19 protein-coding genes and 1 tRNA gene are annotated in these 25,879 nt (G+C 59.5%); 13 read left to right on the top strand and 7 right to left on the bottom strand.

The genetic code is table 11. The features are described 5' to 3' along the window. Positions 1-163 precede the first annotated feature (163 nt). From H9S92_RS16335 to rlmB, 3 genes are all read left to right on the top strand, one after another. Entirely contained in the window at positions 164-2,482 is a 2,319-nt protein-coding gene (locus H9S92_RS16335; protein ID WP_187467760.1) for a CotH kinase family protein, read from the top strand. Positions 2,483-2,599: 117 nt separating this feature from the next. Continuing rightward, complete coding sequence (locus H9S92_RS16330) at positions 2,600-4,060, top strand: hypothetical protein (protein WP_187467759.1); 1,461 nt, start codon at positions 2,600-2,602, stop codon at positions 4,058-4,060. After that, positions 4,057-4,797 carry a 23S rRNA (guanosine(2251)-2'-O)-methyltransferase RlmB gene (rlmB, locus tag H9S92_RS16325; RefSeq protein ID WP_187467758.1) on the top strand — a complete coding sequence of 247 codons (741 nt, stop codon included), beginning with the start codon at positions 4,057-4,059 and terminating at the stop codon, positions 4,795-4,797. Before H9S92_RS16330 ends, rlmB begins: the two co-directional genes overlap by 4 nt. 28 nt (positions 4,798-4,825) lie before the next feature. On the opposite strand, the gene H9S92_RS16320 is transcribed toward rlmB, so the two are convergent. Continuing rightward, positions 4,826-5,563 (bottom strand): phenylalanine 4-monooxygenase, encoded by a 738-nt coding sequence (locus H9S92_RS16320; protein WP_187467757.1) that lies wholly within the window; start codon positions 5,561-5,563, stop codon positions 4,826-4,828. 211 nt (positions 5,564-5,774) lie between these two features. Here H9S92_RS16320 and H9S92_RS16315 point away from each other — a divergent pair, with 211 nt between their 5' ends. Beyond that, on the top strand, positions 5,775-9,203 hold the full coding sequence (locus tag H9S92_RS16315) for a HEAT repeat domain-containing protein (protein WP_187467756.1): 3,429 nt from the start codon (positions 5,775-5,777) through the stop codon (positions 9,201-9,203). Here the strand turns inward: H9S92_RS16315 and bioD are convergent. Next, positions 9,200-9,829, bottom strand: coding sequence for a dethiobiotin synthase (bioD, locus tag H9S92_RS16310; protein WP_187467755.1), 630 nt, complete (start codon positions 9,827-9,829; stop codon positions 9,200-9,202). The genes H9S92_RS16315 and bioD overlap by 4 nt on opposite strands. A gap of 263 nt (positions 9,830-10,092) precedes the next feature. On the opposite strand from bioD, the gene H9S92_RS16305 reads away from it, so the two are divergent. Next, positions 10,093-11,070, top strand: a complete 978-nt coding sequence (locus tag H9S92_RS16305) for a hypothetical protein (protein WP_187467754.1) — start codon at positions 10,093-10,095, stop codon at positions 11,068-11,070. Positions 11,071-11,172: 102 nt separating this feature from the next. Here the strand turns inward: H9S92_RS16305 and hemH are convergent, their stop codons facing one another. From hemH to H9S92_RS16290, 3 genes are all read right to left on the bottom strand, one after another. Further along, positions 11,173-12,270 (bottom strand): ferrochelatase, encoded by a 1,098-nt coding sequence (gene hemH, locus H9S92_RS16300; RefSeq protein WP_187467753.1) that lies wholly within the window; start codon positions 12,268-12,270, stop codon positions 11,173-11,175. A gap of 61 nt (positions 12,271-12,331) precedes the next feature. Beyond that, complete coding sequence (locus H9S92_RS16295) at positions 12,332-13,807, bottom strand: oligosaccharide flippase family protein (protein ID WP_187467752.1); 1,476 nt, start codon at positions 13,805-13,807, stop codon at positions 12,332-12,334. A gap of 291 nt (positions 13,808-14,098) precedes the next feature. Beyond that, a tRNA-Val gene (locus H9S92_RS16290) sits at positions 14,099-14,176 on the bottom strand. Between the two features lie 210 nt (positions 14,177-14,386). Here H9S92_RS16290 and H9S92_RS16285 point away from each other — a divergent pair. Both H9S92_RS16285 and H9S92_RS16280 read left to right on the top strand, forming a co-directional pair. After that, on the top strand, positions 14,387-16,474 hold the full coding sequence (locus H9S92_RS16285; RefSeq protein WP_187467751.1) for a TonB-dependent receptor: 2,088 nt from the start codon (positions 14,387-14,389) through the stop codon (positions 16,472-16,474). 225 nt (positions 16,475-16,699) lie between these two features. Continuing rightward, positions 16,700-17,179 carry a hypothetical protein gene (locus H9S92_RS16280; protein WP_187467750.1) on the top strand — a complete coding sequence of 160 codons (480 nt, stop codon included), beginning with the start codon at positions 16,700-16,702 and terminating at the stop codon, positions 17,177-17,179. Between the two features lie 63 nt (positions 17,180-17,242). On the opposite strand, the gene lptB is transcribed toward H9S92_RS16280, so the two are convergent. Both lptB and H9S92_RS16270 read right to left on the bottom strand, forming a co-directional pair. After that, entirely contained in the window at positions 17,243-17,983 is a 741-nt protein-coding gene (gene lptB, locus H9S92_RS16275; RefSeq protein WP_187467749.1) for an LPS export ABC transporter ATP-binding protein, read from the bottom strand. Between the two features lie 62 nt (positions 17,984-18,045). Further along, the gene (locus H9S92_RS16270; protein WP_187467748.1) at positions 18,046-19,221 is read right to left on the bottom strand and encodes a S1C family serine protease; all 1,176 of its coding nucleotides are present in this window, start codon (positions 19,219-19,221) and stop codon (positions 18,046-18,048) included. Between the two features lie 192 nt (positions 19,222-19,413). Between H9S92_RS16270 and H9S92_RS16265 the strand changes: the two genes are divergently transcribed. The 6 genes from H9S92_RS16265 to nqrE all read left to right on the top strand — a co-directional run bounded on the left by H9S92_RS16265 (position 19,414) and on the right by nqrE (position 25,716). Beyond that, positions 19,414-20,067 carry a hypothetical protein gene (locus H9S92_RS16265; protein ID WP_290283660.1) on the top strand — a complete coding sequence of 218 codons (654 nt, stop codon included), beginning with the start codon at positions 19,414-19,416 and terminating at the stop codon, positions 20,065-20,067. A gap of 216 nt (positions 20,068-20,283) precedes the next feature. Beyond that, positions 20,284-21,900, top strand: a complete 1,617-nt coding sequence (locus tag H9S92_RS16260; protein WP_187467747.1) for a Na(+)-translocating NADH-quinone reductase subunit A — start codon at positions 20,284-20,286, stop codon at positions 21,898-21,900. A gap of 54 nt (positions 21,901-21,954) precedes the next feature. Continuing rightward, the gene (gene nqrB / locus H9S92_RS16255; protein WP_187467746.1) at positions 21,955-23,346 is read left to right on the top strand and encodes an NADH:ubiquinone reductase (Na(+)-transporting) subunit B; all 1,392 of its coding nucleotides are present in this window, start codon (positions 21,955-21,957) and stop codon (positions 23,344-23,346) included. Positions 23,347-23,532: 186 nt separating this feature from the next. Further along, positions 23,533-24,261: an NADH:ubiquinone reductase (Na(+)-transporting) subunit C gene (nqrC, locus tag H9S92_RS16250; RefSeq protein WP_187467745.1), complete on the top strand. Its 729-nt coding sequence runs from the start codon at positions 23,533-23,535 to the stop codon at positions 24,259-24,261. A 39-nt stretch (positions 24,262-24,300) separates the two neighbouring features. Further along, positions 24,301-25,026, top strand: a complete 726-nt coding sequence (locus tag H9S92_RS16245; RefSeq protein WP_187467744.1) for an NADH:ubiquinone reductase (Na(+)-transporting) subunit D — start codon at positions 24,301-24,303, stop codon at positions 25,024-25,026. Positions 25,027-25,107: 81 nt separating this feature from the next. Then, positions 25,108-25,716 (top strand): NADH:ubiquinone reductase (Na(+)-transporting) subunit E, encoded by a 609-nt coding sequence (nqrE, locus tag H9S92_RS16240; protein WP_187467743.1) that lies wholly within the window; start codon positions 25,108-25,110, stop codon positions 25,714-25,716. Positions 25,717-25,879 lie beyond the last annotated feature (163 nt).

The raw sequence follows: 25,879 nt of genomic DNA, 5'->3' as shown, positions 1-25,879 counted from the left end.
GGCGGGAATGCTTGTGTTTTGGGCGGTTTTTGCGTGAATACCCGCCGAATAGGGCTGCGGGTGAGGGTAAAACGGGCCGCTGTGGCGGCTGTCAAGGCCGAATATCGGAAAAAGTCGGTGGCCCGGGCTATCTTTCGCCACCTGCCCCCGAAAATTGCCTTCCTTGCTGCCAGTCCTTTCCTTTTTGCGGCGCAACTTTCGTTACGGCGCGCTGCTTTTTTGGGGCGCTGTCGCAGGTGCAGTGTTGGGGCAAGGGAGCGGAGCGAGTCTGGCGGCCGGCTTCTACCCCGGTCCGCAAACCCTGACCTTGCCCGCCGGCGTACGCTACACCCTCGACGGCAGCACCCCCACGGCCAACTCCCTCAGCTATACGGAAGCCCTGCGGCTGGAACGCACCACCGTGCTGCGCTTCCAGGCTTTTGACAGCGCTGGCCGGCCCCAGGGACCACCCCACGGGGGCACCTACCTCATCGGTGAACCCCCCACCCGCCTGCTCACCGTAGCCGTCATCATTGATCCCTGGCGACTGTTCGACCCCGTCCACGGCTGGTTCGTGGCCGGGCCAGGGGCCGACCCGGGCGACTGGAAACAGCCCGGTGCCAACTGGTGGACGCGCAAGCAACACCCCGCCCACGTTGACCTGATCGAAACCGATGGCCGCAACGTTTTCAGCGCCACTACCGACTGGCGGATGTTCGGCGGGATGAGCCGCCTGCACGCCCAGAAATCCTTTTCCCTCTCCGCCCGCAAGGCCTACGGTGCCAAGCGCTTCCGCCATCCCCTTTTCGGGCCGGAGGGCCCCGAGGATTGCCAGTTCCTTGTCGTCCGCAACGGGGGGTCCGACTGGCAGCGGGCTTACCTGCGGGATGCCCTCCTGACCGGACTGCTGCGTGACCCCAGCTGGGACCTCGACCACCAGGCCGCCCGGCCCGTCCAGGTGTACCTCAACGGCAAATACTGGGGCATTTACCACTTGCGCGAAAAAATCAACCCGCAGTTCATTGCCGACCGCCACGACATTGCCGACAAAGACGACATCGACCTGCTGGAACACGAAGAAACCGTCAAACACGGCCAGCTGGGCAGCTACCAACGCCTGATCGACTTCGTTGCGGCCAACGACCTGAGCCAGCCCGGCCCCTACCGCCGCGTGCAGGAGCTGATGGACGTAGACAACTACCAACGCCTCCAGATTGCCCAGACCTACTTCGATAACCGCGACGCCGGCGGCAATATCCGCTACTGGCGCAACCGCAGCGACCCCGCAAGCCGCTGGCGCTGGATACTTTATGACGTTGACCAGGGCTTTGGCCTCCACGACGGCGAAGCCTACCGGCGCAATACCCTCGCCTTTTTTACCGAAGCCAATGGCCCCGCCTGGCCCAACCCGCCCTGGTCTACCCTCCTCCAACGCAAGCTGCTGACCAACCCCCACTACCGCTGCGGTTTCGTCAACCGCAGCCTCGATTACCTGCATACCGACTTTGCTCCCGCCACCGTTCTGGCCGCCATCGAAAAGCGGGTGGCCGAGCTGGAGCAAGACATGCCCCGGCAGCTCGCCCGCTGGAAGGGGAGCGAGCAGCACTGGCGGATTCACCTGGACCGACTGCGCACCTTCGCCCGCGAACGCCCCACCTACCTGCGTGAGCACCTGCGTACCCACTTCGCGGCGGGCGAAGACCGGGAGGTGTACGTCGCTGCCGGGCCAGGCGGGCGGGTAGTGCTCAACCACAACGTCGCGGCCGGGGAGGAAGGCATTCGTGGCCGTTACTTCGCCCACTTTCCCATCCACCTCCGGGCCGTGGCCGAAAAAGGGTACGTCTTTCAGGGCTGGGAAGGGCTGGAAGCAACCGACCCCACGGTAGAGTTGGACCTGGCGGACGCCCGGCCCCGCCGCATCCGGGCCAATTTCGAGCCCCTGCGCCACGCCCTGGCGGAGCGCATCGTTTTCACCGAGATTTGTCCGGCCAGCGCAGCAGCGGGCGATTGGCTGGAAATCCACAACCGCAGCGCCCAAACGGTCAACCTCCGTGATTGGCAGATCACCGACGGTACCCACGAGTTGCGCCTGCCGGCGCTGGACCTGCGCGCCGGCGGCTACCTGGTATTGAGCGAAGACCCCGTCCGCTTCGCCGCAGCCTACCCGGGCTTACCAACTCCCCTGGCCCTCCCCTTTGGCCTGCGCAAAAGCGGCGAAACCCTGGGCATTTACGGTCCGCTCGGCGCTTTCGTCAACAGCATCGACTTCGCCCCCGAGCCTACTCCGGGGGATTTTGTGTACGCCCTGACGGATCCTGGCTTGGACAACACCGACCCCCGCTACTGGGCCACCGCTGCGGGCCCCGGCACTCCCGGCCAGCCCAATCCCCGGGAGCTGGAAAGCGCGGTGCTGACGAGCAGCGATTTTTACTGGCGGATTGGCTTTGGGCTGCTCGTTTTGCTGGCCGTAGTTGCCCTGCGGGTAGTTACCTCCCGGCCTTGAGCCCGCCCAGACCCGGCCCTCACTTCGCTCATTCAAGCAGACTTTGCACCTGCGGCAGCGCCCGGTTTTGAGTTCAGTAGTTCCGCACTCCCTTCCTCCCCTTATCTTTAGGCCTCCATGCAAGACGCCAAAGTAGTACAACAGATTGAAGCGATGGACGGGCGCGAACGCGAACGCCTGCGGCAGTTTGTGCGCAGCCCCTACTTTAACCGCCACGAGGGCACCTCCCGCCTGCTGGATTTTATCCTGAAAGAACTTGCCAAACCCAGCCCCCGGCTCACCGAAGCGCGGGCCGAGGATGCCGTGAAAGGCAGCGGGACGGAGCAAGGCCTGGCCGATTTGCAGTCGTCGCTCATGAAACTGGTCAACCGCTTCCTGGCCGTGGAGCAACTGCAGCAGGAAACCTTCCGCGAAGAGGTCCTCACCCTGAAACGCACCCGCGACCTGCAACGCTTCGAACTGCTCGAAAACCGGGGCAAAAGGCTGGACCGGATGGTGGACAAGCACCCCTACCGCGATGGCGACGCCCACCTGGCAGCCTATGAACTAAAGGCCATCTATACCTACCACCGAGATAACGCCAACCGCTCCGACACCCGCAACCCGCAGGCGATGATCGACCATCTGGACCGCTACTACCTGGTTGAAAAACTCCGCCACGCCTGCCAGTTGACGGCCAATATGATGTTCCGCAACACCCAGTACGACCTGCTGTTTCTGGATCCCATGCTGGCTTTTCTCGGCTCCGAAAAAGGCCTGCAGCTGCGCCGGGAAGAAGGGGAATCCAGCATCGACTGCTACTACCACATCTTGCTCAGCCTCCGGGAGCCCGACGAGGTGGTGCACTACGAAAGAATGCGCTATTATCTCGACGAGGGCCTGGACCGCCTGCCCCCGCTCCAGCGAAAAGACCTGTTTGGTTTTGCCAGCAACTACTGTATCCAGCGCATCATGAGCGGCCACTCCGACTATCGCATGGAATTGTTCAGCCTCTACCAACGCGGCATCACTACGGGCATCATGTACAACAAGGAAGAGATCAGTGAGTGGGACTACAAGAATATCGTTACCCTTGGCTCCGCCAACGGGGAAGTGGAATGGACGGAGCACTTCATCGAAAAGAACCGCGAACGCCTGCCCGAAAGCAAGCGCGAAAACGCCTACGCCCTCAACAAGGCCCAGTTCCTTTATTCCCTCAAGCGGCTTGACGAAGCGGCCAAACTGCTCATCCGGGTAACCGACTCTGACGTCACCTATCACCTGGCGCGGGTCTTGCTGGAAGTCCGGATTGCCTACGACCAGGAAGACCACGACTATGCCCTCAACCTGCTGGAGACCTTCCGGCTTTACGTCCGGCGCAACAAAAGCATCAGCGTGCGGGATAAGCGCAGCTACCTCAATTACACCCGTTATTCCAAACAACTGGTCAATTTAAAACGACAGCTTGGCTTTGTTGACCGGAATACCTACCACAAGAAAATGACCGCGCTGCACCAGAGCATTCTGGAAACGGACCCTCTGGTTGCCCGGCAATGGCTGGTACAGGAGAGCAGCCCGGCGGAAACGTCTCCAGCATGAAAGAAAGAGAAGACCTGATTTACGGTCGCCACCCCGTTTTAGAAGCCCTCCAGTCCAGCCGTCCGGTAGACAAAGTTTTCCTGCAACAGGGCACCCGCGGCGATTTTGAGAAAGAACTCCGTGGACTGTGTAAGATGATGGAAGTCCCCTTCACCATCATCCCCACCAACAAATTACAGCGCATGGTACGGGGCAATCACCAGGGCGTAGTGGCCCAGCTGGCGGCCGCGCCCTACCAGAAAATCGAAGACCTGCTGCCGATGATCTACGAGCGTGGGGAGACGCCTTTGCTGCTCTTATTGGATGGAGTAACGGACGTTCGTAACCTGGGGGCCATCGCCCGCTCGGCGGAAGTCTGTGGCGGCCACGCCCTGATCATCCCGCAGAAAAACAGTGCCGGCCTGACGGCAGATGCGGTGAAAAGCAGCGCCGGCGCCCTGCTGCGTTTGCCCGTTTGCCGGGAAAAAAGCCTGGTCAATACCGTAGAATTGCTGCGGATGAGCGGGGTGCAGGTAATTGCCAGCGACCTCCAGGCGGAGACTTACCTCCACGAACTGAAGCTTACCGAGCCCCTCTGCATCGTAATGGGTGCGGAGGGCGAAGGCATCAGCGAGGGGGTGGGCCGCGCCGCCGACGTGCGCTTCCGCATTCCGCAGGCCGGAGACATCAACAGCTTCAACGTCAGCGTCGCAGCGGGCATACTTCTCTGGGAGGCGATGAAGGCGCGTTTGGGATAGACCGTACTCTCCACCATCAGGCCTGCATCTACTTGCTCCAGCGGCGCTCCAGTTCATCCACCACCGCCCAAAGCTCACTGAAGTCGCGGATGGCAAAGTACTTGTTCTGCACCTCGGTGATGATGAAATCCTGAGCCAGCACGGCATCCAGGGTAAAGGGTACCACTTCTACGGCAGGATCGTTGAAAACGTGCATTGTCTCACCGTAGCTGCTGCAGATGCCAGCACCGTAAACTTTTACTGCTCCGTCTTCCTGCCGCATCACGCCAAACTCGATGGTGAACCAGTAGAGGCGTTGCAGTTGGGTGATTTTTTCTTCGTCTTCGGCCCAACGGACGCCCAATTTGCCCAGTCGCTCGGCAAAAGTGGCATAGTCCGCATTCAGGTACAGCGGGATGTGGCCGTAGATGTCGTGGAACATGTCGGGCTCCTCCAGGTAGTCCAGTTGCTCGGGCTTGCGCAGCCAGGTGCTGGAGCAAAAGCGCCGGCTGGCCAGCAAGGCAAAAAACTCGCCGACGGGCAAGAAGCCCGGGACGACCTTGATCGACCAACCGTGGGCCGCACGGAGCTGCACATTCAAATCCGTAAAGCGCGGCGGATGCTCCGGACCCAGCACGGGGTGGAGGGCTTCTAAACACTCCAGGTATTCCTGGCACGCGTGCTGGCGCAGGGCCTTCGTTTGCCGTTCGGTCAGTTGTTGCCATACCGCATAATCCTGCGGCGTGTAGGCGGAATAATCTTGTTGGACTGGAAGCGTGGCGGACATAAGTCAGTATTTAGAGACCTCACCGGGCGCAGATCCGGCGGTTATTAAGAAAATAAAGATAGTGCGGCAAATGTTGTCTTGGCAAGTATTTTTTTCAAAAACGCTGACTTTTAACACTTTCAGGGGGTGTTTAAATTATGTGGCCCACTCTGGATTCCCTTTGTACCTTAGGCCCGTACTGTAGGGAGTATCAATACCAAAAAAGTAGATCATGAAAACCGTCTTGGCGCGCCTCCTGGGCCTTGCTATCATTATTACGGGCCTCGCTTACGCCTGTTCCCCCACCCCCGAGATTACCGATAAATATCCGGCACTGGCCATTGAGATTGACCCCGCCACGGCGGCCAGCGAAGCCGGGAAGCTGCGCAGTGAGGCGTCCGTTGTCCTGGCTGATGGCTTTGACCTCTCCGTCTGGGCCGCCGATTCGCTGGTGACCGACCCCATTGCCATCAGTGTAGCGCCCGACGGCCGCATCTTCTACACCAGCGCCACCCGCCAGGAAAATTCTGAATTTGACATCCGCGGCCACAGCAATTGGATGACGGCTTCTATCTCATTTCAGTCCGTCGAAGACCGCCGGGCCTTCCTCCGCGAAACCTTTTCGGCCGACAGCGACGAATCCGAGCTGCACCTCAAAGACCTCAACGGAGACGGCGTCAAAGACTGGCGCGACCTGACCGTCGAAAAAGAACAAGTATGGTTCCTGACTGACCAGACCGGCGACGGCGTAGCCGACCGTGCCCAACGCTACCTTTCCGACTTCGGTGAGGAGATTACCGACGTGGCCAACGGCGTGGAATTCCACGACGGAGAAGTGTACGTGGCCGTTGGCCCCGACCTGTGGCGTACCCAGGACCGCAACAAGAACGGCATTGCCGACCAGACCGAGTCCATCAGCCACGGCTACGCCGTTCACGTAGGTTTCAGCGGCCACGGCATGTCGGGGGTCACCGTTGGTCCCCAGGGCCGCATCTGGTGGGGCATCGGCGACATTGGTGCCAACGTCGTCGATAAATCCGGTAAAGAATGGAAATACCCCAACCGCGGGGTGGTCGTCCGCTGCGACCCCGACGGTTCCAATTTCGAAGTCTTTGCCATGGGGGTGCGCAATACCCACGAGTTTGCTTTTGATCAGTTTGGCAACCTCATCACGGTAGACAACGACGGCGACCACCCCGGCGAACGGGAGCGCCTGGTTTACCTCATTGACGGATCGGACTCGGGCTGGCGCATCAACTGGCAGTTCGGAAAGTACACCGACCCCACCAACAACGACTACAAAGTGTGGATGAACGAGGGGATGTACCTCCCCCGCCACGCGGAACAAGCGGCCTACTTCCTGCCGCCCATCCAGAATTTCGTTAACGGCCCCACGGGCCTGGTCTACAACCCCGGCACGGCGCTGAGTCCGGCCTGGTACGACCACTTCTTCGTGGCCGAGTTCCGCGGCTCCCCCAGCAACTCCCCCATCCACGCTTTCCAGATGAAGCCAGATGGGGCCGGCTTCGCCCTGGCCAAAACCCAGGAAGTGGTGCAGGGCCTGCTGCCTACGGGCCTGGATTTTGGGCCCGATGGCGCACTTTACTTCGGCGACTGGATCAACGGCTGGGGCACCAAAGACGCCGGGCGGATCTGGAAGCTGGATATGGGTGCCGCCGCCGGCGCAGAAATGGCCAAACGCGAGGAGGTCAAAGCCTTACTCAACGAAGATTTTGCCACCAAAGAAGACCAGGCCTTAGCCGATCTGCTGGGCCACCAGGACCAGCGGATTCGCCGCAATGCCCAGTTTGCCCTGGCGAAGCGGGGGGAAGAAGGCTTCGCCGCACTACAGAAAATGGCGACGGGCAGTACCTCCCAGTTGGCCCGCATCCACGCGATCTGGGGCATGGCCCAGATGCAGCGCCTGGGCTACGCCGGGGGCACGGCCTTGCACCCTTTCCTGGCGGATAAGGATCCGGAAATTGTGGCCCAGGCCGCCAAGATGATTGGTGATTTGCGGGATGGCAGCGCCAACGAGCCCCTTATCGGGCTGCTGGGCCACACCAGCCCGCGCGTGCGCTTTTTTGCCATGGAGGCCCTGGGCCGCACTGCTTCCGGCGAAGGGGTTGCCCCCATTCTGGCCATGTTGCGGGCGGACGGTGGCCAGGACAGCTGGTTGCGTCACGGCGGCATGGTTGCCCTGGGCCGCATTGGCGACGCCGCTGCGCTAACGGCCCTGACCACCGATACCTCCCGCGCCCTGCGCACCATCGCCGTGGTGGCCCTGCGGCGGATGAACTCCCCGGAAATTGCCAAATTCCTGAACGATGCGGACGAATACGTAGTAGCGGAAGCAGCCCGTGGCATCAACGACGATTTCCAGATTCCCGAAGCGATGGGGGCGCTGGCGCAGGTGCTGGGTAAGGTGGAATGGCAAAGTGAGGCCCTCGTACGCCGGGCCATCAACGCCAACCTCAACGTCGGCGAAAAAGCCAACGTCGATCTTCTGGTAGCCTACGCCAATAACCCCGCTGCACCCGCCATCCTGCGCGCCGAAGCCCTTGCCACCCTGGCTCACTGGGCCGAACCATCGCTCTTTGACCGCGTTGACGGACGCTACCGGGGCCCGCGCAAACGCGACGCGACCTACGTACAGGAAAAATTGGGTGGTGGCATCGCCAGCCTCATCGCCAGCGGAGACGAAGCTACCCGTGCCGCCGCCATCCAGGCCGCCGCCATCCTCCAGATCGCCAGCACGACGGAGCAACTTACCGCCCTGGTGACCAAAGACCGCTCCGCCAACATCCGCTCTGTCGCCCTGGTCGCACTCGATAAATTGAAGGCCCCTGATCTGGAAAACCTCCTCCGCGCCGCCATGAACGATCGGGATAGTGGCGTAAGGGCCCAGGCACTTTCCCTGCTGCCACAGTCCAGCATTGATCCTGATAAAGCGGTAGGGCTATACGCTGAAATCATCGAGAAGGGAAGTACGCAGGAAGCACAGGCGGCCCTGACGGGACTGGGTAAACTATCCGTCGAAGGTGCGGCAACCTACCTCGGCACCCTCGTAGAAAAAATGGAAAGCGGCAAGCTCGCTCCCGCCCTCCACCTCGACCTGATCGAGACCATTGAAGCCAGGGAAGGCAGTCCGGCACTGCGGGCCCAACTCGATGCCTACGCGGCCAAGAAGACGGCCGAAGATGACCTGGGCCTATTCGCATCGGCGCTGGTGGGCGGTGATGCCCGGACGGGGCAGCGAATTTTTATGCGCAACGCAACGGCCCAGTGTACCCGCTGCCACGCCATCTTCGAATACGGCGGCAACGTAGGGCCCGGACTGGAGGGCGTAGGAAGCCGCCTGAGCCCCCGGGAAATCCTGACCTCCATCATTCGGCCCAGTGCCGCCCTCTCTCCCGGCCACGAGACGGTGTTGGTAACCCTCAAAGACCAAACTGCCCTTTCCGGCATCGTCCTGGAACGTACCCCTGCCCATTTGAAGGTGAAGACCGGCAAGACCGACATCCGCACCATCCCCCGCGAAGACATCGCGGAGGAGGAAACACTGCCATCCAGTATGCCCTCGGTAGAAGGCAAGCTGAGTAAACGGGAAATCCGCGACCTGGTAGCCTTCCTCGTTACGGTTAAAGGGGAAGAGAGTTAGGGTACCAAAGCTTTGCTCACCCTGGCCCCCCAGGTTTTTACGGCCTCGGCAAGGTTGGCCCGGTTGATTTCTGGCCACTCGGGCAGCTCCGCCAGGGGCCATACCCCCGTTTGCTCGCCGATGATCCGGACGGTCTCCGGGCTGTCTCCGCCCGAGTAGATCAGACCCGCCAGGGGAATGCCCCGCTGCCGCAGGTAGGCGATGCTGAGCAAAGTGTGGTTGATGCTGCCGAGGTAATGCCGCGAAGCCAAAACCACCGGCAAGCCGAAGTGCACGATCAGATCGGCCACCGTCTCCCGTTCGTTGATAGGGACGAGTAGGCCCCCCGCGCCCTCCACGATGAGGGAGCGTCCGTTGGTGGCGGGCAGGGTGAAATCCGTCAGGGCAATTTCCACCCCATCCAAGCGGGCGGCGTAGTGGGGGCTGGCGGGCGTACGGAGGGCGTGGCGAACGGGATGGAAACGCTCGGCTGCCGCACCCGTCCAGGCCCGTACCCGGTCGGTGTCCCCAAAAGCCAGATCACCCGCCTGGATGGGCTTCCAGTAATCGGCGTTGAGGGCCATTTGCAAGAAGGCGGCGGTGACGGTCTTGCCCGCGTCGGTGTGGATACCGGAGAGGAAAAACATGGGCTTGGGTAGCTACTGGGCGGCGAAGATAAGGGCCTCCACCCGGCTGGCCACTGCCGCGCCTGTGGACCGCCCGGAATTTGACACGCTGGCGAGGGTTTAGGGAAGGCAGGAACAGATGGGCGGACTTACTTCCCTTCACTTGGATTTGTCAGTCTAGCCTGATGCAATGAGAGCCTATACGCTCCGGGTTCTGCCCACTATGACTTGTTAGGGTGAGCAATTTATACGCCAAGTTGGTTAACATATGTTATCTTTGGGGCATGGACCCGATCAAAGAAGCCCTCGGAAAGATCGTCGATGCTTTAGAGCAAGAAGGTCTTGACTATATGATTGTTGGTGGCTTCGCTACCAGTTATCATAACAGGTCGAGGACTACAAATGACATCGACGTAGTAGTTCAGATCTACGCTTCTGGAATAAGAAACTTCGTTAGCCACTTTCCCGAATGGGCTGATCAAGTGGAAATGTTTGAGTCGCTTTTTACATCCGTAGGTATGTTTAACCTGACGGATTGGTCTACTGGGATTCGGTTTGACATAATGGCTTACAATGATTCGGATTATAATTGGGCCGCTTTTCAACGACGACAAAAGCAGGCGTTTTTGGATAAAGAAGTTTACTTCTGTGCAATCGAGGACCTGATTATCGGCAAACTTAAATGGTACGACGTTTCAAAAAGTGAAAAGCAGCTGGGAGATCTTCATTACTTGGTAAAAGCACCCGACATCAATTGGAACTATTTGAATGATTGGATCGCTCGGCTAAACATAAACACGCATGAATACTGGGAGAAAATGGAAAACGTGACGGAGGCAGCAGCAGCTCAGCAAGTGAAAATTTACTCTTCTTTCCCCGGCAGTAAGCGAATTGCTTTAGCGGCTAGCTTCTTTAACTTTGGTGTGCTGGGTACTCGGGATTGGATTAAGAAAAATAACCCCTCATTTTCAGAGTTGGAGGTAACGCGTGAATTCGTTCGGATGAGTTATGAAGCCGGTGAAATCCAAGAGTGGCATTGGCGGCATTTTGAGTCCATCATTGCCGTGAAAATCCGGCAAGACTGGGCAACGCGATTCCGGCACATGATGAAAGCAAAAAATATGGATTACGAGCGAGTAGCGCAGCTGGCCGGCTTTAAAAATGGAGCGGTTGTGAAGGCTACGGTCGCCAGGGGATTGCCACACTTTGCCCGTTTGATGGTGGTGCTTTGGGAAGAAGAAAATCAAATTGCCAACTCTTAAGCACCCTCTTAGCTAGCGAGCAGCATCTTACAGCTACTCCTTGACGACAGTTTGAAACAGTGGTCGGTGAAATGCCTGGAAGTCATACGTAGCGCCTCCCCTTTACTGCCCTTCCGTTAACACCTTTTCTCCCATCCGTTCGGTGAGCATGCCCACCACCGCGTCGATCCAGCGGGGATCGTCGTTGAGAGATGGGACGAGTTGAATGTGTTCGCCGCCCCATGCTTCGAACTCTTCTTGGTATTCTACTCCGATCTCGATGGTGGTCTCCAGGCAATCGGCCACAAAGGCGGGGGAGAAGCAGAGCAGCTTTTTTGCCCCTTTGTTCTTGGCCAGGTCTTCGAGCACATCGATCGTGTAGGGCTTGGCCCAGTCGTCGAAGCCCAGTCGACTTTGGAAAGAGGTCGTGTAGCTGCCTTCGGGTAAGCCGAGTTCGGCAACGATGGCGCGGGTGGTGGCGTGGCACTGGGCGCTGTAGCAGAACTGATTGACCTGGCCGATGCGGTTGCAGCAGCCTTCTACCTTGTAGCAGTGGCAACCGGAGTTATCCGCTTTTTTCAACTGGCGCTGGGGGAGGCCGTGGTAGCTGAAGATGATGTGGTCCCACTGGCTCAGGGGGCCCACATCACGGGCATTATCGGCAAAAACCTTGATGAGTAGCGGGTGTTCGTAGTAGCTGTTGACGAGGTGGACGTTGGGAATGGTCTGTTCTTTGCTCAGCACCCGCATCACTTCCTGGTGGACGCTACCGGTGGTGGCACTGGCGTACTGGGGAAAAAGCGGGAAAACGGTGATGGAGCTGACGCCTTCGGCGATGAGTTCGCGCACGGCCGATTCGATGCTGGGTTGCTGGTAGCGCATGGCCAGGCGGACGACGTATTCATCGCCCAGCCGCTCGGTGACCGCAGCAGTGAGTATTTCGCCGTAGTATTTCAGCGGGCTGCCGTTTTCCGTCCACAGCTCCTGGTATAATTTGGTGGAACCGCCGGGCTTGAAGGGATTGACGATGCCGGACCGGATGGGGGCGATGATGCCGCGCACCAGGACTTGCTGGGCGAGGCCGGGCAGGTTATCGATCACCCGGGGATCGGTGAGAAACTCCCCGAGGTAGCGGTTGACCGCACGGGGTGTAGGTGCATCGGGGGTACCGAGGTTGACGAGCAGAATGCCTTGCTTGCCGAAGTGTTGCTGGACGTACATGCGCTAAGGAACGGACGGGGGCGGATTTGGTTTTTTGTGGCCTGGCTTCTCCCGCAGATTATCATTTACCGTCACTGCTTTTTGCAACGGCCCGGGCACCTGCGTCCGCGCCCAATTCCCGCAAGCGCCGCAGGTCTACCAAGCCCAGCAAGAGGGTGGCCGCCGCCCCCAGCATGGCCAGCACGGGCAGGCCCAGCCACCACACCGGTGCCATTGCGGGCCAGCGCAGCACTGCGGCCCCAACCAGGAGCACGGACAGCAGCAGCGCGAGACGCCACCAGGCCACCGCAGTGCCCGGAAGCCCCAGCCAGCGATGGGCCAAAACGGCCTGCAGGGCGGCTACGAAGGCCTGGGTAAGGAAAGTCACCGCCGCTGCTCCCGGCGCCCCGTAGTGGTGGATGGCCCACCAATTGCCCGCCAGGTTGAGGACAATACCGAGGGTGAAAATGCCATTCATCTGCCCGATGTAGCCCGTGGCGGATAGCAGCGAACCGTAGGCATAATTCAGGCACTGGGCCACGAAACTGCCCGCCAAAAACAGCAGGATATGACCCGTGCGGGGCTCCGCAAAATGATAAAGTGCGCCTACGATTTCGTGGCGGTAGGTGGCCAGGGGGATGGCGGCACACAAGCCGCCCGCCAGCAGCAATTGCACACTGAAGCGCAGCAAGGGCAACAGGCTTTCGCCCCGCGCGTAGAGGCGGGCGTACATGGGCAGCAGCAGGCCGGCCAGCAGCCAGCCGAAAATATTGAGCGCATCGAGCAGGCGGTAGGCCGCCGCGTAGTGGCTGGCCGCCGTAGCCCCGTCGGGCAGCAATCGCTCGATCATTACGCCGTCAAGCTTGGTATAGGCCACCACCAAAAAAACGGAAAGGGCAAAGGGGCCACCGCGCAGCAACAGGAGCAAAACGGTGGGCCAGCGGAAACGGGGCAGGCGACGCGGCAGGCGCTGACGGAGTGCGAGGAACAAGAGCAGCGCGGTAAGCCCCCAACTCAGGAATTGGAGGGCGGCGAACCGCAGAACCGTCAGCTCCGCCGGAGCGAACCACAACAGCCCGCCAACGGTGGCGATGAGCAAAACCTTATCAAGAATACTGAACCAGCCATCGAGGGCAAAGCGGCCCATTCCGGCGAGGTTGGAACGGAGGTACAGCACCAGGCTATTGGCGAACTGCGCCAGTCCGGCCAGCACCAGCAAGGTCAGCTCTGCACCCCGGTAACCGAGCCACCAGCCCGCGCCGAGGAGGAGGACAAAAAATACCAGGCCCAGCAAGAGCTTGGTACCCAGAAAATAGGGGAAATACTTGCCCAGTAAGTGTCGGTGCCCGCTCAGCTCGCGGCTGTTGTAGAGCTGGAGACCAAAATCGGCAATTACCTGAAAGAGCATGCCCAGGCCGAGGAGACTGAAGTACAGGCCGTAGTCGCCCGCCGGCAAGGTGTTTTGCACCACACGCTCCACCCCGAACAGGTAAACCCCTTTGACCAGCACGTTGAGGCTGACCTGAAAGAGGGCGTTGCGGAAGAATTGGCCGACCATGGGCAGGGGCTGGTTGGGAAATCGTGCTGGCTTAAGGGATGGGGTTTGGGCGGGGGGCGTTGCTTGGGTTTTGAATTTTTGGGCCTTGGGGTTTAGGGTCGGGCTGAAGCTGCGATAATACCTTGGGCGAGTTTTGGTGTGGGGTGGTTGGGCTGACGCCCAAAACTGGGGAGAAGTCGGGCTGAAGCCGCGACAATACCTTAGGGGTCGGGCTGAAGCCGCGACAATACCTTGAGGTCGGGCCAAAACAAAAACGCCAACTCCCGCAGCTGCGGAAATTGGCGTGGTGGATGGTGGGCAGTGAGGGGCTCGAACCCCCGACCCCCTCGGTGTAAACGAGGTGCTCTAAACCAACTGAGCTAACCGCCCTTCCATTAAGGGACCGCAAAGATAGAATACGGCCTGTGAACCGTGCAAGCCTTTTGCGGAAAAAGATTTTAGGTGTTGAAGGGCACAAGGAGAATGTCATGGAAATGGAAGAAAGTTGCCTCCGCCCTTTCCATGCTGTTGTAAATTCTACCTTTGCACCTGCGGCCGCGCAAAAGTTTGTTTTGGTTGGCCCGCTTGAATGCTACAGCCATGAAAAACATTCTTTCCCTTATTGTCTTCGTGGCACTGCTCGGCGGCCAGCTGCCGGGCCAGGATAGCCTCAGCTTCGGTGGGGTGTACGAGCTGCCCGGGGCGGAAGTGCGCGCCAGTTATAAGCCCACCGATCCGCTGGCCCAGCGCTTTACGATTGAGGAGGTGTACCGCCTGCCCGGAACGTTTTACGATCCCGCCCGCCTCGTGGCCCTGCTGCCCGGCGTAGTGCAAACCAATGACCAGGCCAACCACCTGAGCGTGCGCGGCAACAGCCCCAACGCCAACCTCTGGCGGCTCAACGGGCTGGCCATTGCCAACCCCAACCATACGGCCAACGCCGGGACATTTTACGACTTCCCCACCCTGAACGGCGGCGGCGTGAACGCCATCTCGGCCCAGGTGCTCGATAACTCCGGCTTCCTGGCCGGCAGCCTGCCCGTGGAGTATGGCTTCGCGGGGGGAGGTACTTTCGACCTGCAACTTCGCCCCGGCAGCAAAAGCCGCCGCAAGTACCAGGCCCAGGCGGGCCTCATCGGTTTTGACCTGACGGCGGAAGGGCCGATCGGGAAGTCGGGGCAGACGAGTTACCTCATCAACGGCCGCACCAGCTTCACGGGCTTGCTGGCGGAATTGGGGGCCGACTTCGGCGGGGAGTCCATCCGCTTTTCCGACGTCAATGCCCACCTGCACCACGCCTGGGCGGGCGGGGAACTGAGTGTATTTGGCATCCACGGCGACAGCAGCAACGACTTTGTGGGCCCCGACCCGGCCGAGACGGCCCCGGAAAGCCAAAAGGATTTGTACGAAATCGCCTACCGCAACGACGTCAACGTCTACGGCCTCAGTCTGGGCCTTCCCTTGGGTTCAGCAAAACTGACGGGGGGATTTGCTTATTCCAGTACGGAGCCAGACCGATCACAAAGGGCCCTCGGACCTGCGGATGCTTTGGCCGCCTCGGCTGCCTCTTTGAGCCAGTACTCGGGCAATCTACAGTACGTGCGGCCGCTGAACGACTGGCTGGAAGTGAAAGCAGGCGCGGAGTTTTTGGGCCAAAACAGCCAGGCGCTTTACTTTTTCCGCGACACGCTGGGCGGTAGTACCTCCTTGCGGACCGTAGCGGCCACCGTCAATGCCCTCAGCCCCCTGCTGGGCTATAAACTGGCCGGCGATCGCCTGACATTGGAAGGTGGCCTCAGAGTGGGGCTTTTTTCCGGAGACGTAGAAGGTACCGCCCTTGATGTGCGCAACCGCCTGGACTTCCGCACCTCCCGCGGTCTCTTCAGCCTGGCGGCCGAGGTCATCCACTCCGCCCCCCTCGTGGCGTTGCTGAGCAGGGAGGAGGCTAATCCGCAGCCGCTTGACCCCATCGCGACGAGCCGGCTTAACCTGGCTTACGGCAGCAAAATTGGAACGATCGACTTCCGCCTCGCAGTGTTCGGGCAAGCCACGACCGATGACCTGGCGGCGGAACTAGACGGCTTTCTTTACAGCGCCAATAATCTCCTCGAAGCCGACCCCAACCTGGATTTCGCCGCCAGGGCCAACACCCGCCGCATCGGCCTGGAGCTGGAGGCAGGCGGTGGGCGTAAAACCCAAGGTTGGTACTACCGGGGCAGCGTCACCCTACTGCGGGCCGAAACGGAGCAGACCGACGGAAACTGGAGCAAAGACCGCTTCAGCGCCGACTTCCTGGCCAAACTGACGGCCGGCCGCGAGTGGCAAGGCAAAGACCGCAAGGACCGCGCGCGGGTGCTGGGACTCAACTTCGCCCTCATCGCCCACGGCGGCGAACGCTACGGCAGCATCGTTGCACCAGCACAAGAAGGCATCGTCAGCTACTTCGCGCCCCAGGATTACCGCTTGGGCTTCGTCAATTCTACCGGCACCTACTTCCGCCCCGACCTGCGGCTCTACAAAACCAAGACCCGGACCAAAACCACCACCACGCTGGCCCTCGACCTCCAAAACGCGGCGGGTATCCAGAACGTGGGTAACGTCTACTACGATACCTTCCTGATGCGAGCCAACACCCGTTACCAGCTGGGCCTGATTCCCGTGTTGAGCTACCGCATCGTGTGGCGCTGAAGACAGCTGGGCAATGGATACGCAAGTCCGGTGGCGGGCACGGCCGAACTGGTTTGATCGCCTATGGCCGGGTACAATAACGGTCTGTCTGTCGTGCTTAACTTTGCAGCCCCAAACCGCTGGGTCAACCCGGGCCGGCGCTGCGCCAAACCGGCAAAGGCGCTAAACATTTGCCCCCGCCGGTCGCTTTAGCTTTCACTACCAACAAATACCAATACATCAACCATGCGTTACTTTTCTCTCCTCCTTTTCGTTGCCCTGTTCGTCGCTTGCGGCAACGACAGCGCCGCCGTTGAACAAGCCGCTCTTGACGCCACCAACGCTGCCCAGGAACAAGCCTACGAATCCATGATGGAAGCCCACGACCGCGTAATGCCATTGATGGGGCAAATCACCGCCAGCCAGCGGGCCCTTAAAGAGGCATTGAGCACCGCAGACCTCCCCGAAGACCGCAAAGACCTCCTCACTGCTGCCTACGAGCAACTCGAGGATGCGAACACCGGGATGATGGACTGGATGCAAGGCGTAAAGCCCCTCGACGAACTGCGCGTCGGGATGGACAACGATGCCATCATGACCTACATCAAGGAAGAAGCAGCCGACATTGCCAAGGTGGAAATGGCCATGACCTCCGCCATCGCCGCCGCCGCCGAACTGACCGGTGCCGCCCATACCCACGAAGACGGCACTACGCACGAGCACTAAACCCTCGTAAGCGTCGCGCTAAAACCAAGCCTGCTTGGGTATCCACCCCGGTGCCCAGGCAGGCTATAGTTCGATTACCTTGCGACGGAGTTCGAAATTTTTGCCGAGGTAGACCTTGCGGACCATCTCATCGGCAGCCAGCTCTTCGGCGCTGCCCGCCTTCAGGATATTGCCTTCAAACATGAGGTAGGCACGATCGGTAATGCTCAGGGTTTCCTGTACGTTGTGGTCCGTTATCAGAATACCAATGTTCTTGGTCTTCAGTTTCGCCACGATGTACTGAATGTCTTCCACGGCAATGGGGTCGATGCCCGCAAAGGGCTCATCCAAAAGAATAAACATGGGGTCAGTGGCCAGGGCACGGGCAATTTCCGTGCGCCGCCGTTCCCCGCCGGAGAGCGTATCGCCGTTGCTTTTGCGGACTTTTTCCAGGCGAAACTCTTCAATCAGGCCTTCGAGGCGGTCCTTTTGTTCCGCTTTGCTCAGCTTGGTCATTTCCAGTACGGCAGAGATGTTGTCCTCCACGCTCAGTTTGCGGAATACGGAAGCCTCCTGCGGCAGGTAGCCAATGCCCAGCTGTGCGCGCTTGTACATGGGCAGTTCCGTAATGTCCTGGTCGTTCAGGTACACCCGGCCTTCGTTGGGCTTGATGAAGCCCACGGTCATGTAAAAGGTCGTGGTTTTGCCCGCCCCGTTAGGACCCAGCAGCCCGACGATCTCGCCGCGTTCTACGTAGATGGAGACGCCTTTCACTACCGTGCGGCTGCCGTATTTCTTGATCAGGTTATCGCTTCTAAGTCGCATGGTACCGGTTTTTCGGAAGTTGCAAAGGTATACCCCAGGACGGAGGAAAGATGGGGGACAGCTCACTCCCCATTGGGAGCGGCCAGTAGGGGTACGACGAGGGCAAGTTCTTTTCCGTTGCGCACTACGGTCACTTTTAACGTTTCGTTGGCCCGGGCCCGGCCGATGATTTCGGTCAGCTCGGGCAAATCCCGGATGGCGCGTTCGCCGATGCGGATGATCACGTCGTCCACCTGCATTCCCGCCCGGGCCGCCGAACCGCCCGGGAAAATGGCGTCAACCACTACGCCCTCGGTGCGGTCGTGGATTTGCAGACGCTGGAGGTCCTGCTGGGTCAGGGTCGAGATTTCCACCCCGAGGAAAGCCCGTTGGTAGCTGCCGTAGGTGATGAGGTCATCGGCGATCCGCCGCACTAGGTTTACGGGAATGGCAAAGCTGTAGCCTTGGAAACGGCCGGTGCGGGAGGCGATGGCCGTGTTGATGCCCAGGAGTTTGCCTTCGGCAGTCACCAAGGGCCCCCCGCTGTTGCCGGGGTTGACGGCAGCGTCCGTCTGGATGAAACTTTCGATGGCGTCCAGATCAGGGAGCAGGCTGATGCTGCGGCCTTTGGCGCTGACGATGCCAGCGGTGACGGTACTGACCAGGCCGAGTGGGCTGCCTACGGCCAGCACCCATTCCCCGGGCTCGGCCGCGTCGCTGTCGGCCAGTTCCAGAAAAGGCAGGTTGCGCTCGGCGATGCGCAAAACCGCGAGGTCCGATTTTGGGTCAGACCCCACCAGGCTGGCGGGGTAGGTGCGGCGGTCGGCCAGGGTCACCGTAATGTTGGTGGTGTTGGCCACCACGTGGTGGTTGGTGATGATGTAACCCTCGGCGTTGTACACCACCCCCGAGCCTTCGCCGCCGCGAAACTCCGGGTTGTTTTCCCGGTCAAACAGGGCTTTGACGTTCTCGCGGCCGCTGCCGTTGTTGTTTTGGGCGGTGATGTGGACCACGGTGGGCGTGGCCAGGCGAGCGGCGCGGCGGAGGTCAACGGGAGCCACTTGCGACTCAGCACTGGGGTAGCTGACGCGGTAGCTGGGTACGGAGCTGGCGTTCCAGACGGGCGCGGCCGCAGGTGCAGGGAACGGTGAAGGAGCCGGGGCGGGCAGGCCCACGAGGTACAAGACGGCCAAGACTACCGTTGCGGCCACCACACCACCCCCCAGGGCCGCTGTAAAGAACTGCGGAAATTTGCCCATATCATTTACGTTGTAATAATGGCTAACCAGCAGAACGCGAGCAGGGTTGCAAAACACGGGCCACACCCCCCCCGCCGAAGATGGGCCGTCCCGCCGGATGCGAATTCTTACGCCACCCCTTACCTTTGCCTCCGGGCGCTTATTTTCGCCTGGAGTAGGCGCGCAACAAGAGGAGGCCCCAACCTCCCCTCCGTGCCAGGCTTCTACCATTACCGTCCCTTCAAGCCCAAGAAAAGACCTCCCAGCGTTTTGACTTCCGCCGAACTATACGATGCCCTTCAACCGGAGACCCCGCTGGAAGCCAGCTTTCTCAAGGACGCCGAGTTTTGCCGGGGCCTCGTTTGGGGCGTCCCCCGGTTTGGCCATCCCGAGGGCACCATCATGGCCCACATCCTGGAAGTCAATGCCAACATCGATCGGCTGCCCATTGACGCCGCCACCCGCCGCAAACTCCGCATCATCTGCTGGGTGCACGATACCTTCAAACACATCGAACACAAGGGCTCGCCCCGCGATTGGTCTCGCCACCACTCGATCTACGCCCGCAACTTCCTGGCCAGGTACACCGACGATCAGCTCCTGCTGGAGGTAGTGGAACTACACGACGAAGCTTACTACTGCTGGCGACTCGCCCACCTCTACCAGCGCCTCACCGAAAGCGAAGAACGCCTGGCCCAACTCCGCCACCGGGTGGGCGCATATTGGCAACTGTACTATCTGTTCTTTAAGTGCGACACCTGCACGGGCGATAAAAATCCCGCCCCCCTGATCTGGTTCGAGAATACCATGGACGACATCGAGATGGTGGAATTCGGCGCATCCAAGCCGCACGTGGGCCCACGATGAGTGCCACTCCGCCTTCCGCTAATCATTTTCCATCGCTAAGCAGATTAAATCTAAATAAGACGTGCTCTTAAACATGGAATTTAGTTTCTGGCTTAGTACGTATCGTTGTCGTAACTTTGCGCGAAAGTTCAAATGGGGTAGTTTTCCACTGCTTTGTTTTTACCTTGAAACCAGCCGGTTGCGGCTACTTACCTTAGATTTAACGCATTTCCGCGTATGAGATCCATCAAGCAACTGACGGGCGGACTTTTCCTGCTGCTGTTGGCCAACTTCACCCTCCAATCCCAGGCAGCTGCCAGCGGAGGTAACCTGCTGTTCTACGGCCTTGCGGGCCTGGCACTGTTGATCTTCTTTTTCATCGTCGTCAGCGTGGCCGATAACTTCATGGTCATCGAGTCCAACCAGTCTGGCATCAACGGTGAAAAGGCCAACATGGGCCTGTACCCCCGGATCAACGAACTGTTTTCGAGCAAGAAGCCTGGCTTTTTGGATAAGGAGCACGTTTACACCCTTCGCAAGGGGTACGATATCCCACTGGAAGGTGCCGCCTCCACCAACGTGGATACCCAAACGAAGGCCACCCGCTTCGCCATCATGCCCCCCGATTTTGTTGGCCTCATGCCCATCCCCAAGGTTACGGTGGAGGTAGGCGATACGGTGAAAGCCGGCGATACGGTCTTTTACGATAAGCAACTCGACCGCATCAAGTTCGCCGCTCCCGTCAGTGGGGAGGTGATCGAGATCAAGCGGGGCCTGAAGCGGGCCATTGACGCGATCGTAATTCTGGCCGACAACAACCAGGTAAGCCGCGCCTACACGGTGCCGGCCGCCAACGCCAGCCGCAGCGAGCTGGTAGAATTCCTCCTCGAAAGTGGCGCGTGGCCGGGCATCCGCCAGCGCCCCTACAACGTGGTGGCCGACCCCGACCTCGTCCCCCGCGACATCTTCGTCTCCACCTTTGATACCGCACCGCTGGCCGCAGACAGTGCCCTGGCCATCGCTGGCCGGAAGGCAGCGTTTCAGGCGGGCATCGACGTACTCAACCGGCTAACCGACGGCCTGGTCTACCTCGGCCTCGACGGCCGCGGCGACACTGCCAGCCCCTACGCCTCCATTGTCCACGCCGAGAAGCGCTACTTCCGTGGTCCCCACCCCGCTGGTAACGTTGGCGTACAGATCCACCACATCCACCCCGCCGGCGTTGGCGCAGATACCGTCTGGACCCTCGACGTTAATGCCGTACTGACCATCGGCGAGTTGTTCCTCCACGGCCGCTACACCACCCAGCGGGTTGTAGCCCTGGCCGGTGCCGAACTTGCCACCCCCCGCCACGTGGCCACCCACGCCGGTGCCAACCTCGGCGAATTGCTCAAAGGCGAAACCCTCACCAACGTCCGCGTTCTGAGCGGAGACGTACTGACGGGCAGCGCCGTAGGAACGGAAGGCTTCCTGGGCTTTTTTGATCGCCAGGTCACTGTATTGGCCGAAGGCGATCAACCCGAGCTGTTCGGCTGGCTCTTGCCGCTGAAAGCCCGCGCTTCCATTTCTCCCACCATCCCCACCTTCAGCAAGTTCGCGGCTACCACCAATACCCACGGCGAACGCCGCGCCTTTGTGGTCAACAACGACTACGAACAGGTGATGCCGATGGACATCTACACCCAGCAACTCATGAAGGCCATTATGATCAATGACTTCGAGGCGATGGAAGGGTTGGGCATCTACGAACTCGTTGAGGAAGACGTGGCCCTGGCCGAATTTGTCTGCGTATCCAAGCAGCCCCTGCAAACCATCCTGCGCGATGGCCTCACCACGATGATGCAACAGGGATAAACAAAAAACCGGCAGCTCCACCCCGGCAGTTGCCTTACCAGCTAGCATAGCAACATGAAAGCACTTCACGACTTCGTCAAAAAGTTTGAACCGGACCACAACAACAAGCTGGCCCACACGACTTACGACGCATTCTATACCTTCCTCTTCCAGCCCCCCACCGTCACCAAAGGCGGCGTGCACATCAAAGACGGGATGGACCTCAAGCGCCTCATGGTGCACGTCGTCCTGGCCCTCCAGTTGCTGTACGTTTTCGGCACCTGGAACATTGGCCACCAGCACTTCGTTGCCATCGGTGAGCACACCGGCCTGTTGGAAGGCTTTCTGCTTAAGGTAGTTTACGGCCTCATCCAGGTGCTCCCCATTTTCGTGGTAACCCACGTGGTGGGCCTGGGCATTGAGTTCTTTTACGCGGCCCGCAAGGGGCACTCCGTTGAGGAGGGCTTCCTCGTTTCCGGTGCCCTCATTCCCCTTATCATGCCGCCGGATATTCCGTTGGTGTGGCTGGCGGTGGCCATTGCCTTCGCCGTAGTGCTGGGTAAGGAAGCCTTCGGGGGTACGGGCATGAACATCTGGAACGTCGCCTTGCTGGCCCGGGTATTTATCTTCTTTGCTTACCCGACTACGATCTCCGGAGACGAGGTCTGGATCAGCGGCATCGAAAAAGTGGGCACGGAATACTTCGCGGCCTCCTACGGCTGGGCACACCACGCCTTTGACTGGATTTTCAGCGGACTGGGCCTGGCGACCTTTGGCGAAGGCGGCCAGGCCGTAGTGGATGGTTTCACCGGCGCTACTCCCCTGGGCATTGCCGCCAAGGAAGGCTGGGCTGGCGTAGAGGCCGTTTACACCGAAGGGCAAATCTTCTGGGGCACCATCCCCGGATCCATCGGCGAGACGAGCGTACCGCTGATCGTCATCGGGATGATCTTTCTGATGGTGACCCGCATTGCGGACTACCGGGTGATTGTTGGTGGCCTCATCGGCTTCTTCGTAGCGGCGTTGATGATGAACGCCATTGCTCCCGCCGACCTGGGTCCCGACACCCCCGGCGTATTCAAATTCATGGCCATCCACCCGCTGCGGCAGTTGATGATGGGCAGCTTCCTGTTTGCCATCACCTTCATGGCTACTGACCCGGTTTCCAGTGCGGATACGCCTACGGGTAAGTGGATTTATGGCTTCCTGATTGCGTTCATCGGCCTCATCATCCGCGTGATGAACCCGGCTTACCCCGAGGGCTGGATGCTTTCCATCCTGTTGATGAACACTTTTGCGCCCCTGATCGACCATTACGTCTACCAGGCCAACGCCAAGCGCCGTGCCAAGCGCACTTCGGCGATGGCCAAGCAACGGGATGAACTGATTACCCGCCGGGGAGACATTAAAGTTTTCAACGGCGATTCGGATTACCGGCCCGTAGGCAACGCCGGTACTTACCAATAGGCCCCAAGCGACGGGGAGACGACACCACTTTTGTCTCCCTCGTTTGTTCTCCAGGGGCGCGGTCGCAGGTGCAGGGAAAGCTTAAAAAGCAAGGGCGGAGCAGCCAGCTGAGTTCCTCCCCCGGCTCAAAAGACCTTCACCGTACCTGCGGGCGCGCCCAAATCAAAGCATTTCAAAGTATTTAGTATGAATACGCGCTATATCTACACTTTCGGCTTGATCATGACCATTCTGGTAGCCCTGGCCCTGGCTGGCTCCACGGTACTGCTCGGACCGATTGCCAAGAAGAACGAAGACATTTTCAACAAGCGGCAGATCCTGGAAGCCATTGCCAAGCCCCTGGAGCAAGCGGGAAAATCGGTTGCCTCCCTGAGCGATCAGGAGGTGCTCGATATCTTCGATAAGCAGGTGGAGCAAGCCGTCGTAACCGCAACCGGAGAAAAGGTGGAAGGCATGAAAGCCATTGAGGTCGACATGGCCAAAGAGCGCAAAAAGCCCGAAGCCGAGCGCGTGTACCCGGTGTACGAGGTGAGCCTGGATGGCAAAGCTTTCTATATCTTCAGTGTACGCGGCAGCGGTCTCTGGGACGCGATCTGGGGCAATATCGCCCTGGAGGAAGACCTGAATACCGTGGCCGGTGTTTCCTTCGACCACGCCGGCGAGACCCCGGGCCTCGGTGCCGAGATCAAGGACAACGCCAGCTGGAAAGCCCAGTTTGTAGGCAAGAAGATCTACGACGGCGATAAGTACGTCTCCGTAAACGTCCGCAAGGGCGGCGCCATCGATAAGGAGCACGAAGTAGATGGCCTGAGCGGCGCTACGGTGACGGCCGACGGCGTTTCGAAGATGCTCTACGAAGGCCTGCAGGCTTACCAACCCTACATGGAAGAGGCCGACGGTGCCTCCAAAAAATAAATGTGGCCCGCTGCGGCGGCATTCCCCAAACAATAGCATATGTCAACCACCAAAGCAAAAGTAGCCGAGCAAGAGCCCTTGTTCGGGAAAAAAGAGAAGGCACTGCTGCGTGATCCGTTGCTGGACAACAACCCGATCACCGTGCAGGTCCTGGGCGTTTGTTCGGCGCTGGCGGTAACGTCATTGGTCTACCCTTCGCTGGTAATGGCCGTTGCCGTAGTGTTCGTTACGGCGGCTTCCAACCTGGTCACTTCGCTGCTGCGCAACACCATCCCCAAAGCCGTACGTCTGATCGTGCAGCTGGTCATCATTGCTACGCTGGTGACCCTGGTGAACGAGGCGCTCAAGGCGGTGAACTTCCCCATTTACAAGCAACTTTCGGTCTACATTGGCCTGATCATCACCAACTGTATCGTGATGGGCCGTCTGGAAGCTTTCGCCATGGCCAACAAGCCCTGGCGTTCTTTCCTGGATGGCATTGGCAACGGACTGGGCTACGGACTGATCCTGGTGGCCGTTGGTTTCGTACGGGAGCTTTTCGGTAAAGGCAGCCTTTTTGCGGGCAGTCCCATTGCCATCCAGATTATTGGCCCCGGCGAAAACTACCTGATTGATACGGCCACGACCGGGCAGTGGGGCAATACTTTCTTCGGCTGGTACGCCAATAATAACCTGATGGTGATGTCGGTTGCGGCCATGTTCGTGATTGCCGTGATGATCTGGTGGCAGCGGGCGCGTAACCCCAAGCTGGTGGACATTTCCTAGGTGCAGTACCAGACGTGCCGGGCCCAGGGCCGGGCACCGTTGCTTGCTCCATCTTACTCCATTACTACAATTCTATCCCCCATGGGTGATTTCATTAATATCTTCATTAAGTCGGCCTTCATTGAGAACATGATCCTGGCTTACTTCCTGGGCATGTGTTCCTTCCTGGCGGTGTCTAAGTCGCTTTCCACGGCCTTTGGTCTGGGCTTGGCGGTCATCTTTGTACTGGGCATTACGATGCCGATCAACTGGTTGATCAATGAGTACCTGCTGGTAAATTTTGAGCTGGAGTTCCTGCGCTTCATCATTTTCATTGCCGTTATCGCTTCAATGGTGCAGCTGGTGGAAATGGTGGTGGAGAAGTTCAGCCCCGGCCTCTACGCCGCCCTCGGTATCTTCTTGCCGCTCATCACGGTTAACTGTGCCATCCTGGGCGGAAGCCTTTTCATGGTAAGCCGGGAGTACAACCTGGGCGAATCGGTTGCCTTTGGCCTCGGTGGTGGCTTCGGCTGGTTCCTGGCCATCATTGCCATTGCTGCCATCCGGGAGCGGATCCGCTACAGCAATGTTCCGCCCGCCCTGCGCGGCCTGGGGATGGCCTTCCTGCTGACGGGCCTGATGGGCCTGGCTTTCCTGAGCCTCTCCGGTATCGACCCGGCGGTGTTCGGTGGCTGGAGCCCCGCTAAGTAAGGGATTAAAGGAATAAGGGGGTAAAGGATTAAAGGATTAAAGGGGATTGATGCTTTCGTCCCTGCTTTCCTTCGGTTATTGTCGCTTTATTTTTATACAGATCGCTAAACAGTCGGCCCCAAACCCTCTTTTAGCAGTAAACAAAAAACACGGACCTTCTCCA

The organism is Neolewinella lacunae (assembly GCF_014349155.1).
Lineage (GTDB): Bacteria > Bacteroidota > Bacteroidia > Chitinophagales > Saprospiraceae > Neolewinella > Neolewinella lacunae.
Note: the sequence above shows the minus strand (reverse complement) of the source record. Positions and strands in the feature narration are given on the sequence as shown.

What these genes read in the sequence shown, in the direction of transcription:
- hemH (WP_187467753.1), bottom strand. Translation starts at nt 12,270, where the DNA reads ATGTACGTCCAGCAACACTTCGGCAAGCAAGGCATTCTGCTCGTCAAC.
- H9S92_RS16315 (WP_187467756.1), top strand. Translation starts at nt 5,775, where the DNA reads ATGAAAACCGTCTTGGCGCGCCTCCTGGGCCTTGCTATCATTATTACG.
- nqrB (WP_187467746.1), top strand. Translation starts at nt 21,955, where the DNA reads ATGAAAGCACTTCACGACTTCGTCAAAAAGTTTGAACCGGACCACAAC.
- H9S92_RS16295 (WP_187467752.1), bottom strand. Translation starts at nt 13,807, where the DNA reads ATGGTCGGCCAATTCTTCCGCAACGCCCTCTTTCAGGTCAGCCTCAAC.
- lptB (WP_187467749.1), bottom strand. Translation starts at nt 17,983, where the DNA reads ATGCGACTTAGAAGCGATAACCTGATCAAGAAATACGGCAGCCGCACG.
- bioD (WP_187467755.1), bottom strand. Translation starts at nt 9,829, where the DNA reads ATGTTTTTCCTCTCCGGTATCCACACCGACGCGGGCAAGACCGTCACC.
- H9S92_RS16280 (WP_187467750.1), top strand. Translation starts at nt 16,700, where the DNA reads ATGCGTTACTTTTCTCTCCTCCTTTTCGTTGCCCTGTTCGTCGCTTGC.
- nqrE (WP_187467743.1), top strand. Translation starts at nt 25,108, where the DNA reads ATGGGTGATTTCATTAATATCTTCATTAAGTCGGCCTTCATTGAGAAC.
- H9S92_RS16330 (WP_187467759.1), top strand. Translation starts at nt 2,600, where the DNA reads ATGCAAGACGCCAAAGTAGTACAACAGATTGAAGCGATGGACGGGCGC.
- H9S92_RS16270 (WP_187467748.1), bottom strand. Translation starts at nt 19,221, where the DNA reads ATGGGCAAATTTCCGCAGTTCTTTACAGCGGCCCTGGGGGGTGGTGTG.
- H9S92_RS16320 (WP_187467757.1), bottom strand. Translation starts at nt 5,563, where the DNA reads ATGTCCGCCACGCTTCCAGTCCAACAAGATTATTCCGCCTACACGCCG.
- H9S92_RS16245 (WP_187467744.1), top strand. Translation starts at nt 24,301, where the DNA reads ATGTCAACCACCAAAGCAAAAGTAGCCGAGCAAGAGCCCTTGTTCGGG.
- H9S92_RS16305 (WP_187467754.1), top strand. Translation starts at nt 10,093, where the DNA reads ATGGACCCGATCAAAGAAGCCCTCGGAAAGATCGTCGATGCTTTAGAG.
- H9S92_RS16260 (WP_187467747.1), top strand. Translation starts at nt 20,284, where the DNA reads ATGAGATCCATCAAGCAACTGACGGGCGGACTTTTCCTGCTGCTGTTG.
- rlmB (WP_187467758.1), top strand. Translation starts at nt 4,057, where the DNA reads ATGAAAGAAAGAGAAGACCTGATTTACGGTCGCCACCCCGTTTTAGAA.
- H9S92_RS16285 (WP_187467751.1), top strand. Translation starts at nt 14,387, where the DNA reads ATGAAAAACATTCTTTCCCTTATTGTCTTCGTGGCACTGCTCGGCGGC.
- nqrC (WP_187467745.1), top strand. Translation starts at nt 23,533, where the DNA reads ATGAATACGCGCTATATCTACACTTTCGGCTTGATCATGACCATTCTG.